The 12,283-nt window shown below is 35.0% G+C and carries 9 protein-coding genes and 2 pseudogenes; 8 read left to right on the forward strand and 3 right to left on the reverse strand.

Annotation, left to right across the window (positions count from 1 at the left end; translation table 11 throughout):
- The first annotated feature begins 19 nt into the window (after positions 1–19).
- Complete coding sequence (locus tag ACFIJZ_RS08605) at positions 20–151, forward strand: hypothetical protein (RefSeq protein WP_375631686.1); 132 nt, start codon at positions 20–22, stop codon at positions 149–151.
- Between the two features lie 264 nt (positions 152–415).
- On the opposite strand, the pseudogene ACFIJZ_RS08610 reads toward ACFIJZ_RS08605, so the two are convergent.
- The 3 genes and pseudogenes from ACFIJZ_RS08610 to ACFIJZ_RS08620 all read right to left on the reverse strand — a co-directional run.
- A pseudogene (locus ACFIJZ_RS08610) lies at positions 416–1,066 on the reverse strand (hypothetical protein); the annotation flags it as partial.
- Positions 1,067–1,119: 53 nt separating this feature from the next.
- A pseudogene (locus tag ACFIJZ_RS08615) lies at positions 1,120–1,278 on the reverse strand (DUF3987 domain-containing protein); the annotation flags it as partial.
- A 56-nt stretch (positions 1,279–1,334) separates the two neighbouring features.
- Positions 1,335–1,463: a hypothetical protein gene (locus ACFIJZ_RS08620; protein ID WP_375631688.1), complete on the reverse strand. Its 129-nt coding sequence runs from the start codon at positions 1,461–1,463 to the stop codon at positions 1,335–1,337.
- Positions 1,464–1,694: 231 nt separating this feature from the next.
- Between ACFIJZ_RS08620 and aepX the strand changes: the two genes are divergently transcribed.
- The 7 genes from aepX to ACFIJZ_RS08655 are packed head-to-tail and all read left to right on the forward strand — an operon-like array spanning position 1,695 to position 10,385.
- Positions 1,695–2,603 carry a phosphoenolpyruvate mutase gene (gene aepX / locus ACFIJZ_RS08625; RefSeq protein ID WP_375631690.1) on the forward strand — a complete coding sequence of 303 codons (909 nt, stop codon included), beginning with the start codon at positions 1,695–1,697 and terminating at the stop codon, positions 2,601–2,603.
- Between the two features lie 3 nt (positions 2,604–2,606).
- Complete coding sequence (gene aepY / locus ACFIJZ_RS08630; protein WP_375631692.1) at positions 2,607–3,695, forward strand: phosphonopyruvate decarboxylase; 1,089 nt, start codon at positions 2,607–2,609, stop codon at positions 3,693–3,695.
- Between the two features lie 7 nt (positions 3,696–3,702).
- Positions 3,703–4,794 carry a 2-aminoethylphosphonate--pyruvate transaminase gene (locus tag ACFIJZ_RS08635; RefSeq protein WP_375631694.1) on the forward strand — a complete coding sequence of 364 codons (1,092 nt, stop codon included), beginning with the start codon at positions 3,703–3,705 and terminating at the stop codon, positions 4,792–4,794.
- A complete protein-coding gene (locus ACFIJZ_RS08640; protein WP_375631696.1) occupies positions 4,794–6,005 on the forward strand; it encodes an ATP-grasp domain-containing protein in 1,212 nt (403 codons plus the stop codon). Before ACFIJZ_RS08635 ends, ACFIJZ_RS08640 begins: the two co-directional genes overlap by 1 nt.
- Positions 6,006–6,009: 4 nt before the next feature.
- Entirely contained in the window at positions 6,010–7,185 is a 1,176-nt protein-coding gene (locus ACFIJZ_RS08645; RefSeq protein WP_375631698.1) for an MFS transporter, read from the forward strand.
- Positions 7,175–9,133: an FAD/NAD(P)-binding protein gene (locus ACFIJZ_RS08650; protein WP_375631700.1), complete on the forward strand. Its 1,959-nt coding sequence runs from the start codon at positions 7,175–7,177 to the stop codon at positions 9,131–9,133. Before ACFIJZ_RS08645 ends, ACFIJZ_RS08650 begins: the two co-directional genes overlap by 11 nt.
- Positions 9,134–9,149: 16 nt before the next feature.
- Positions 9,150–10,385 (forward strand): ATP-grasp domain-containing protein, encoded by a 1,236-nt coding sequence (locus ACFIJZ_RS08655; protein WP_375631702.1) that lies wholly within the window; start codon positions 9,150–9,152, stop codon positions 10,383–10,385.
- The last annotated feature ends 1,898 nt before the right edge of the window (positions 10,386–12,283 follow it).

Genomic DNA, 12,283 nt, shown 5'->3' on the forward strand with positions numbered 1-12,283 from the left:
AATGTAAAAAGAACGTTTTTTGCAGATATTTATTGAATATGCATTTGCTTTTGATTGGATTGTTAAAGCTACCGAGCATTTTGATTTGTTTGATACGTTTGATAGCCATAACAAGCGTTTTATAGGCTCTCTCATTCAAATGAGTGATTAAAGATCATACGCACATTTACATTCCTTTTGATAAGTTTTCATATCTCTCATAGAGCGCTTGCAATATGATACATTTTGTATATATGCATTCATTACTCCATTGTGGATGATTCATTTTAATCAATAAAAAACGCTATTTGAAAGCCGCGTCATATCACTTGGCACGGCTTTTTTTTATTTTACTCTCTCTTTTATGATATGTTTATAGCAATGCATTTTATATGCGTTTATAACCATAAAGAATGCACGCCCCCCATGTCTCTTTTTATTCTGTTTTATCAGTTATATTGACAACATTATCCCTTTCATAAACCTCACAATTTTTTGGAACCAACCTTACTTTGCTTTTTTTATTGATTTTTGCATTGCCATAAGCACGCCCCCAGATCGTTGCACAATATGAGATTTTAGCATTGCCATAAACAGAGCCATAAATCTCACAAGAGCCACTCACACAAGCATTCCCATAAACCTTGCCATAAATTTTTGCACGACCATTAATAACAGCATAATTATAAATTTTTGCATGGCTATAAATACAAGCCAAGCCAGAAACCTTGGCATGACCATAAACGCGTGCATAACTAAAAACCGTAGCATCATAAGAAACATGCGCATGGTCATAAATATGAGCATCAGCAAGAATGCGGGCACTACCATTCACATGAGCATACCCATAAACATTGCCATAAACATGAGCATTGCCATAGACAAAAGCATGGTCATAAACTTTAGCATATTGAGAGATAAAAGCTTTTCCATAGACCTCAGCATTGCCATAAACTTGACCACAGACTTGAGAAAAATGGCGTATTTTTGCATTTTCATACACTCTTGCATGACCATAGACACAAGCCTCATCATACACCCAGCAATTACCATCATGGGATAGGTTAACTTCCTTTTCAATAAAGCCGCTTTCATGGCTGGTGTTTTGTATGTTGACGATTGACCAATGAGAGCACCCCAGAGATTAGGAACAACAATCCAATCATCATGTTGTTTTGGAGCACCACGCACGCCATTGCCAATAACAGCAGCCAAGGCACAGAGAGCAGAGACAGCAATAAAATCGAGCGGGGTTTGTTGACGCTCTGAAACGTCATAAACATAATCCATGAATGGCATTGGGAGCTGTAATAGGTCAAAAGGCTCGACGGGTAAGAGAGCCGTAGCAATCGCTTTTAATTCCCCCAACCATTTTGTTGCAAGGCTTGTTCATAAGGTCTGTCGCAACATTGGGGGCTGGCAAATATAATGATGGTGCCAGCTTGCTTCTTCATAAGCGGAAAGTAAGGTGGTATATGCGCCATCTGCTCTTCACTCAACAAAAAGGAAAGCCTCAAAATTAATAGCTATGAACCTAAACTTATGGGTAAAAATACAGATCAATTATAAGCGCAAACTCTAAAATCAAGTGCTACTCATAAAGGGGTAGCGTCAGAAATAAACAGTTATTATTTTTTATAAAAAATAATGGACAATTTAAGATAATTATGACAAAACATGCGTTAAGATAATGATAACAAAATGCGGGGGACTGTATGAATAATACCAATGTTAAAAAACGACCATTTTTAATCGAAAACGAGATCACTAAATTAATTGATCAACATAAATGTATCAGGGTTCTTGAATCTCATAGTTTTCTTTCTGCTTCTGTAGCTGCAAATGCTGTAATTAGTAACAACCATAGTACAAATGAAAAATATCATGCATTGTGGTCTAGCTCTCTTACAGATTCAACTGTTGATGGCTTACCAGATATTGAAATTCTTCCGCTACCCAATCGTATAGCCAAGGCGAGAGATATTGCTAATAAAGTTTGTCTTCCTCTGATAATAGATGCTGACACGGGCGGCCATCCTGAGCACTTCAAAATTCATGTTAGAGAAATGGAGCTTTCTCATTTGTCTGCTGTAATTATAGAAGACAAAGAAGGATTAAAGAAAAATTCATTACTAGGTAACGATATATTTCAAATTCAGTCATCAGCCGAAGACTTTTGTAAAAAAATTACCGCTGGTGTAGAAACGAGGAGACAACGAGACTTATTAATCATTGCTAGGATTGAAAGTCTTATCCTTCAACAAGGAATGGATGATGCCCTTAGTAGAGCTTCAGCGTACCTCAAAGCAGGCGCTGATGGTATCATGATTCACAGTCGCCAAAAAACGCCTGATGAAATATTGGAGTTTGCAGCTAGATTTCGTAGCAAATATCCTACAGAAATTCTTGTTTGTGTACCAACAAGTTTTAATGAAATTACATTTCAAGATTTAAAAGCTGCTGGCTTTAATATTGTAATTTATGCAAACCATATGTTGAGAGCATCATATGCAGCTATGCTGTCAGTGGCTCAAGATATTCTGATGTACGGTAGGACTAAAGAAATTGAGAGTAAATGTGTAAACGTTGACACCATTTTGAAAATGATCCCTGGGACAATTTAGGCTATGAATATAGTGAGTAAATTTATTGAGCACGGCATCAGTTTTTTTGCTGGTGTCCCAGATAGTGTGTTAAATGAATTCTGTCAGAATTGCTTATATTTGCCCCAAGATCAACACGTGATTGCAGCCAATGAAGGAAGTGCTATTGGTTTAGCGATTGGTCATTATCTTGCCACTGGGGTGCCGGCAGTAGTTTACATGCAAAATTCTGGCCTTGGTAACGCTATAAATCCTATACTATCAATGGCACATGGTTCTTGTTACTCAATTCCAATTATCTTATTAATTGGTTGGCGCGGAATGCCAGAAACAGCAGATGAACCACAACATAGAAAAACAGGAGTTATCACTCAAGAGTTATTAACATTACTTGATATTGAGTATGCTGTACTTGAAGAAGGGAATGAGCTTACGAGTATAAAGAAAGCTGTTTCTGTAACTCATAACGGCCGTTCATTTGCTATTTTAGTGCCACCAAGTAGTTCTAAGGAAAAAATGAAGAGAACCGCTTCTGAATCTCCCATGTCCCGTTTGGATAGCCTTAAAGTCATCTTTGAATATGCTGACAAAAATGATTTATTCGTTGCCTCAACAGGATACACTGCTCGTGAAGTGCTTTTATGTATGAGTGAACGTAAAATGAACACTGATAACCTTCTAATGATTACTGGAGCCATGGGGCATACTTCACAAGTTGCGTGGGGGATAGCCAACCAATTAAGACATAAAAGGGTATGGTGCTTGGAAGGAGATGGATCGTATTTAATGCATTTAGGGGGCGCAACGACCATAGCTACGCGTAATACTAATAATCTGATTCATGTTGTTTTAAATAACGGCCTTCACTCCTCTGTTGGTAACTCACCCATAACGGCACATAAACTTACATTATCCAATATAGCTAAAGCATTCAATATTGACGATTCCATAAGAATTGAAACAAAAAAAGATTTAATTGATGTTCTTCAAAGCATGCATTTGCCAAGATTTATTGAGATAATGATAAATACTCATGAACAAAACAGTCTGCCCCGTCCCTCTAATAACCTAATTGATCTAGGCCATGCTTTCCAAAAAGCATCCAAAAGGTAAAATCACTATGAACGAATTCTCTGAACAGATTTTATTTACTCCAGGCCCAGCCAACCTGTCTGCTTCAGTGCATAAAGCAATGATAATTGATTATGGCTCTAGGACTAATTTATTTGGGAAAATGACTCGTCAAGTAAATTCCTATTTAAATAAAATTGCTCCTGACAGTAATCTTGTTCCTGTAATGTTGCAGGGAAGTGGAACTTATGCCGTTGAAGCTATGATTCAGACCTTGATCCCAAGTGATGAATCATTGCTTATCATTATTAATGGTGCGTATGGAACTCGAATGGTTGCAATCGCAGAAAAAGCAGGTAAGAAGTATGAAAAAATTGAGTTTCCTTACGAGAAAAAGTTATCAAGTTCTGATGTTGAAAGTCATATAAACAATTTCACTGGTAAATATGTGGCGATTGTACATGGAGAAACCACAACCGGGGTAATGAATGATATACTAAGCATTGAACGAGCTACAGCTAGCGCCGACAAATTACTACTTATTGATGCAATGAGTACATTTGGTTCTTACATATGGAAGCTCCCAATCGATAGCTCTGTTGTTTCAGTTGCTGCCTCATCAAATAAAGCTTTAGGCGGGCCACCTGGAATTGGGATAGTCTATGTCCATAAGAGTTACACAAAAAAAAGTTATGCATCATCATTAACACTGGATTTGGTTGACCAGTATGAAAGTTTTCAGCAGACTGGCGAGTGGCGATTCACACCACCAACTCATGTTATGAGTGGTCTATTGGAAGCCTTGAAAGAGTTAGAGAATATGGGTGGTGTCGCTACTCAAATGCAAAGACATATTAATATTAGAAATACAATTGTTGATGTTTATACACGCTTAGGCTTCATGCCACTTTTAGACAAAGGAGACATGGGGCATGCAATTGTAACATTTTTTAGATCAGGATGGGATTCTGATGAAATTAATGAATATGCAGCTTATTTAAACAGTAATGGCTGTGTCATTTATGGCGGTAAAGTTTCAAATAAATCCACTTTCAGAGTAGGTTGTATTGGAACGATTGATAGCAACGCAATCCAACGACTTGAAAGATTAAGCTATCAATATTTGCTAGAGGAAAAGTAATGAATGAACTTATAGTTATTGGAATGTCACGCAATCAAGGCGCACGTTTTTTTGAACAAGCTAAGAAGCGTGGATACAAGATTATACTATTAGAAGAACAGTCATTCTTAGAAAGCAATAAACAATTGGTATCTAATGCCAATAGTACTTTGGTTATTGAATCAAAAAAGCGAGACAAAGCTAGAAATATTATAGAGCTCCTTGGGGACAATCCTCCTCAAAAAATCTTCACATATGATGAATTATCAGTTGAATTAGCCGCAGCTCTAGCTGAGAGTTTAGGGGCTACGACCATAGGAAATGAGGTAGCTGCAATTGTTAAAGACAAAGCTAAGTTACGAGAAATTTTTTCAGCTACTGGCTTACCTCAACCTGTCTCATATATTTGTTCGAGTGAAGAAGATGTTATAAATTTTATAGATTTATCTAATTTTGATAAGTTTATTATAAAACCTAGGCATGGATTAGGAAGCCAAGGCGTTTCATTAATAACTAGCAAAACCGATATTTATAACGCCATATCAAAACTCAACCAAGAAGATAGAAGTGACTTCCTTATAGAAGAATTTATCGAAGGTAAAGAATTTAGTGTAGAAGGTGTGATTGTTAAAGGCAAGCCTATTTTCTTTGGTGTTACTGAAAAAAAAATAATAGATAATGGTACATTTATAGAAGTTGGCCACACGTTTCCTGCCCCTATTACTACACAACTTGAAAAAGAAATTTATGATTCATGGACTAAGGCTATCAATGCTCTTAATTTTAACGTTGGTTTATTCCACGCCGAGTGTTGGGAAACGTCAAACGGCATTGTTCTAGGCGAAATTCATGCTCGTCCAGGAGGAGACTTTATTCATTGGCTCCAAGAATTGGTAACTGGTATAGAAACTTATGGAGCTGGATTGGACTCTCACTTCAATCCAGATAATCTATCTACTGTAACGGTTGAAAAGAATGGCGTTGCTGGCATCAGATATTTTCTCCTACCAGAAGGTGAAATCAAATATATCGGTAATGTAACAGAAGCAGCAGCACATCCATCATGTGTAAGATTAAATATGCCATTGAAAGTAGGCAATAAAATTAATGAGATAAAACATTGGAAAGACCGAGAAGCTGTTGGCTATATGATATGTCACGCTAAAGATCGCAATTCACTAGAAGATGCATTTGATCAAATCGTAAAAATTTTGTCAATAGAAACGTGTTAAATCTATGCAAAAACTTTTTTTTGATTACACCATTTTTGCTTTTGCGTTTTTATCTGTAAACGCTATTTTCCCAGTATATTTCACAGATATACTAGAGATAAATAGTAGTCAAGTTGGCCTCTATTTATTATTTGGTTCATTCGCATCACAAGGTGCACGTATTCTTGGCGCTCCGCTTATTTCTTTACTACCTATAAAAATAGCATATCCTGTCCTTTGTGGTATTGGGGCAATTGGTTACATTATTTTAGCAGTATCATCATCAAGTTTCTTTATATGTTGCGCTTTATTGATGATTGGATTTGGGTATGGAAGCAATAGTATTTATACAAAAGCTGCTTTAGCAGATCCTTCGTTACCTAATACATTGAACTATCGTTATGCAAAATTAAATGTGTGTTTAAACGTATCTGCTGCTATTGGGCCTCTAGTCGCAACATGGCTTTTTAGTACAGTTGAGCCTTTGCTCCCATTTATGATCTCAGCCGCACTAGTTTCAATAGCGGGGTTGGTAGCACTTCGTAGCCACAATAATAAAGTAAGTATATCAAAGCAGAGCAATCTATTAATTACCTTTAAAGCTCATATTTGCAGTCTGCCACTTAATTTAACATTTTTGTTGACAGTTATCATGTGGGCTACTTATGCACAAATATATTCTTCTGTTCCCTTGTTCGTTAACGAGCAATTAGGAGTTTTTCAATGGTTCGGGCTATTATTAACATTAAATGCAATACTGGTTATATTTTTTTCAATCCCGATATCTAAATTTTTTACAAAAATAAATACAACTGAATTCACGCTTTGTGGCATTGGGTTTATCTTATTTGCTTTTTCGTTCATTTCCATGTATTATTTCAATAGCTTATTTATGATTGCAGTCGCTGTAAGTGTTTTTACTTTTGCTGAAATATTAATAATTCCTGCTATTTCCTCAATTCTAATAACATATATACCTGATGGTATGCGTGTAGGTATCCTTAGTTGGAATGCTATAGCAGTTGCTCTTGGTGAAGGCTCGGGAAAATGGATTGGCGTAAATGTTATTGCAAGTTACAGTCAGTTAAAAGGGAATAATCCGTTTCTATTACTAATGCTTCTTCCTCTTTCCGGTATTGTTCTTATTATTACATTTAAGTTTATTTTAAATACAAAAATAGGGGGTACTAATGTCCGTTAAAATCGGTATTATTGGCTGTGGCCTGACGGGTCTTTGTCTTTTAGAGAGAGTTCTAGGTTGGAGAAAAGCTGGTTTCTCTAATGTTAGTAGCGTACATATATTTGACTTACCAAATCGATTTGGTGGAGGCGTTCACTATAGAGGTCAAGCAGTATCTAACCATTTAAATAGAACTGCTGGTCAACTATCATTTGGAGCAGACCACAGTCATAAGATGTTAATTCAGCATATTAATGAAACAACTGCTAATTGGACATTATTCAGCCGTTGCATAGATAAGTACAGCCAAACTAAAGATGATAGATATCTTATCAATGAACAATCTTGGGTTGATAGAAGCCTATTAGGAGAAATCGCCTTTGATGTATTTAATGACATCATATCAACATTACGCAACCTTAGTGTACAGGTTACTATAGTGCCGTCTTATGTTGAAAAAATTACTATTGATGATAGCGAAGTGGTTATTCAAACAAGCTCAGAGTCACTAAGATTATCACACGTAGTTCTGTGTACAGGTCATTCAGAGCAAGATAATAAAGATGAAACCGCTAACTTGTCAATAAACGAAGGCAACAAAGAGGGTGGCTGGTACTTATCAAATATCTTTCCAGTTGAGGGCGGAGAGCTTGAACGTTTTGAGACTGATAGTTCTGTAGCAATTCGAGGGATGGGGCTGGTCTGTTTAGATGCTATATTAAAGCTAACTGAAGGTAGAGGAGGATATTTTTATCGCGATGAAAACTTCCAATTATTGTATAAAAAAAGTGGGTTAGAACCAAAAAAAATTTACCCATTTAGTCGAAATGGTTTTTTTAATTTTGCAAGACCATTTGATGAAAAAATCTATGATCATTCATTAGTTCATACTGCGATTATCTTTAACCATGATTTAATTAAGAGAATGCGGGAATCTAGAGGTAATGAGGTAGGACAATTGGATTTTACGAGGGATATTCTTCCAGCGCTTATTTTAGAGTCAGCTATAATTTATTATTCAACCATTTTTGGCAAAAGATTTATTGATACTAACATCAAATCGATCCAATTTATTATTAATAATCATATAAATACGGTAGGAGAATTAAAAAAGAACCCGCACACATATTTGGCCGATCAACTTAATAATGTGGCTAATGATTTTTTCAAGAGTAATCCAGAGATTGATTACTCAAAAATCAATGATGGATTATATGATGATAAATATTCTCGGTTTGACTCCTTTCGATTCGCATGGTTAGATATTATAGAACCCAAAGCCTCCAAAGACTTTAATGATAAACATCTGAATTCGTTAAGTGCTTTGTATAATGATATTTATGACGCTAAGTTAGGGAATATTAAAAATCCTCGAAAAGCTGCTATTGATGGTGCTTGGCGCGATCTAAGAAATGTTCTACGAAACGCAGTAGAATTTGGTGGTTTAACTGCTGCATCTCATCGCGAATTTGTTGATATCTATTTCCCTTTAATAAATAGAATTACTGTTGGTACTTCTTTAAAAGTGATGGAAAAGATTGCTGCACTTGCCACTGCAAAAATAGTGGACTTATCAGAGTCGAAGGCGCCTAACTTGCAAGCAAAGGGAGGGAAATGGCATTTGGGTAATATACGTTCAATTGATTATCTTGTTAATGCCCGCATACCACGTTTTTCACTTAAAAATAGTCGCAACAATTTACTAAAGACCTGTTTTAAAGATGGAATATTGAGGGAATGGAGTAATGATTTAGTGCCTGATGATATGTATATGCTGGGAGGTGTTGATATTCATCCTATAACCCATGCCTGCGTGTATTCTTCAGGTCAAATTTCTAAGAATGTTTTTATCATTGGCCCACCAACTGAAGGCCCCCATTATTTCAGATCCGCTGCAGTGCGACCTAACACAGCAGATCCGTTACCAATTTATGCAGATAAGATATTGGCTTCAGTGCTTAATATTTGATAGAAGATGTTGAAATATGCGTACTGTACTTTTTATAAATGGCCGTAAAAATCAGATTGAACGCCTTGAACAACATTCAGCAGCCATGAGATTAGATTTAAACGTTGTTAATATAGCTGATGAATGGCCTACTTATCTCAATCAAATTGTAGCTGATTATCGTGTTATTGATACCTCAGATATTGATCTTTCAATCCGTACAGCATTTGAATTAAATGAAATCTATAATTTCATTGGTGTCATATCTTGGTCAGAAAAAGACACTATTCTTCGATCTAAAATAGCTGCCGCCTTAGGACTACCGGGGATGGATCCAAATGATGCTCTAGCGTGTCGGAATAAAGTTGCAATGCGGACACGTCTGGATTCCATAGGGCATGTTAACCCGAAATTTTCTGCTGTACATGATAGAGAAACACTTATGCGAGCAGCGGAATACATTGGTTTTCCATCAGTTCTGAAGCCCGCTGCGGGTTCAGCATCACGTGGTATTTTTATTGTCAATAATACTAGCGAATTGAAACACGCTTTTTTAAAGCTGCAAAATATTATTTCTAAAACATATGATGCTGTTTTTAGTGGTTTCGAAGGTAAAATGATTTTAGAAGAAATGTTAAACGGCCCAGAAATAAGTGTTGAAGGCTTCGTTCATAATAAACAAGTTAGCATTGTTGGGATAACTGATAAATGGGTTTCTTCTCAATTCAAAATCGAAGTTTGTCACGTACATCCTTCAAAAATAAATGGAGCACAAAAGAAAGAAATTTACGATTATTCGAGCCAGGTAGTTGCTGCATTAGGAATTGATAATACTCCATTTCATTTAGAAGCTAAGCTTACACCTAATGGCTTTAAAGTGATTGAATGTGCAGCCCGACCTGCTGGCGATTGTATTACAACTAATGTTTTACCTTTAACTTTACTTGGCCCACATGTAGAAAACTGTATCCGTTCTTATATAGGTGAAGCTCCAATTAAAATTAACAAGCCTAAGTATTATGCTGCATCTAAATTTATTTTCGCTGATAAAAATGGTGTTTTTATAGGTATTTCAAATTTAGATAAAGTTTTAGCCATACCTTATGTTGTTGGAATTCAAATTCATTTGAAAACAGGCGATACTGTATCTATACCACCGAGAGAATTCTTAAACCATCGTGTTATGACATGTCTTTTGCGTGCTACTACTTGGGAAGAAGTTGTATGTTCTAGTAATAAAATTGATGAACTAGTTAAAATATCTATAAATTAATGATATATTTTGGTAGAAACGTAAGAAGTATCATACATAAAAAACTAATAAAGTCAATATGTTGAGTGCAATTATTTTATATGAATCCACTTAAGAATCTATAATTTTATACGTGATTCATTTGACCATTTTTTATATAAGATTGCCATGTATGAATAGACCATAAAAAGCAAATCATGATGCAAATATTATAACGTATGTGTGTATTCAAATGAGATGAAAAGCCGATATCATTCATAACAGTTTATAAATTTTATGATACGTTTTTATCACAACACAAATCGTATTGTTTAAAAATTTAGTCGTTTGAAATTTTCAATACTATACGTTTAAAGATCACATCTTGTTTTAATGATTGGATTGTTAATCGCATGATAAAAACATAAAATTACAGTTCTCAAAATTGAGAAGCGTAAAATCTAAAGATGTTATCACAACATTAGATTATCCTATAAGAAAGTATCGTTTGAAACTGTCATAAGCTTATAGGTTTTAATTCATAAGGGCGCATAAAGGATTTTGAGAGAAGATTGATTTTAAAGCGCTTACTAAAAATTTAGAAAATGATAGGCAGGTATTATATAGATATTATCATTATAACAGATATGAAGTTCAAAACGTTATATCTTATGATCAAAAGCTTTTTAATGAATATAAAGCAAGAAGGCTATCAAAAAACGTTTTAAAAGTTATTGTTTAAAAATACGAAGCCAAATGGGGTCAATCCAAATTTGGATTGAGAGATTTTAGTCACCCCAAATTTGGAAGCACCTATTGAGACAAGATAAGCAGGTAAACTTCAAAACCATTGTAACATCATAAGGCATGAAATTTTTCTAAATTTTGAGTCAAAAGCGACAGTGTTTAAAGAAGGCTCTATTTTAAAGTTAACGCGCTCGAATTTGAGCTGGTTGATTTTAACGAGCCCCAAAATGGACCGGCTAATTTTTAAAGAAATTAGCTTTTAAAGAAAAGTACAAATACGCTTATGAAAGCTCTTTAAATGCACGTTTAAACGTTTGAAACATAAAATGAGATCTTTATAAGAAACGTTAAAACTTTTTTTTATCACAGTTATAACCTAGTTATCATTTGCTCTTAAGAACGTTTCATTTATGAAAAACGAAGATCTAGATTTCACAGCAGAGCAAAATCTTGAAAACCTTACATTTTATAAAAGCGGTTGTTTTTGTCTTATGAGAGATTGTTTTAAAAACCAATGCTCGTAAATGTAAAAGAACGTTTTTAAAAAGACATTTGTTTAATAAGCATTTTTTTTGATTGGATTGATAAAGCTACCAAGCGTTTTGATAGGTTTGATTTTAGACAACGTGTTAATTGAATTCACTCAGCTCGATTTTGAATTTAATATTTTGAAACGTTTTAAAAGAAGCATCATGATCATGTGCTTTATTTTAAATGAATCTCTTTAAAGATAAAAGACGTTATGATTGATACGTTTGATAGCCATAACAAGCGTTTATAGGCTCTCTTATTCAAATGAGTGATTAAAGATCATACGCACCATTTACGTTTCTTTTGATAAGTTTTCATATCTCTCATAGAGCGCTTGCAATATGATACGTTTTGTATATATGCATTTATTACTCCATGTGGATGATTAATTTTAATCATTAGAATAGACATTTGAAAGCCGCGTCATATTAATTGGCACGGCTTTTTTTTATTTTACTCTCTCTTTTATGATATGTTTACAGCAATGCATTTTATATGCGTTTATAACCATAAAGAAGGCACGCCCCCCATGTCTCTTTTTATTCTGTTTTATCAGTTATATTGACAACATTATCCCTTTCATACACCTCACAATTTTTTGGAACCAACCTTACTTTGCTTTTTTTATTGATTTTTGCATTGCCATAAGCACGCCCCCAGAT

This window comes from Bartonella sp. CL70QHWL (assembly GCF_042194855.1).
GTDB lineage: Bacteria > Pseudomonadota > Alphaproteobacteria > Rhizobiales > Rhizobiaceae > Bartonella.

What these genes read in the sequence shown, in the direction of transcription:
- ACFIJZ_RS08620 (WP_375631688.1), bottom strand. Translation starts at nt 1,463, where the DNA reads ATGGCGCATATACCACCTTACTTTCCGCTTATGAAGAAGCAAGCTGGC.
- aepX (WP_375631690.1), top strand. Translation starts at nt 1,695, where the DNA reads ATGAATAATACCAATGTTAAAAAACGACCATTTTTAATCGAAAACGAG.
- aepY (WP_375631692.1), top strand. Translation starts at nt 2,607, where the DNA reads ATGAATATAGTGAGTAAATTTATTGAGCACGGCATCAGTTTTTTTGCT.
- ACFIJZ_RS08635 (WP_375631694.1), top strand. Translation starts at nt 3,703, where the DNA reads ATGAACGAATTCTCTGAACAGATTTTATTTACTCCAGGCCCAGCCAAC.
- ACFIJZ_RS08640 (WP_375631696.1), top strand. Translation starts at nt 4,794, where the DNA reads ATGAATGAACTTATAGTTATTGGAATGTCACGCAATCAAGGCGCACGT.
- ACFIJZ_RS08645 (WP_375631698.1), top strand. Translation starts at nt 6,010, where the DNA reads ATGCAAAAACTTTTTTTTGATTACACCATTTTTGCTTTTGCGTTTTTA.
- ACFIJZ_RS08650 (WP_375631700.1), top strand. Translation starts at nt 7,175, where the DNA reads ATGTCCGTTAAAATCGGTATTATTGGCTGTGGCCTGACGGGTCTTTGT.
- ACFIJZ_RS08655 (WP_375631702.1), top strand. Translation starts at nt 9,150, where the DNA reads ATGCGTACTGTACTTTTTATAAATGGCCGTAAAAATCAGATTGAACGC.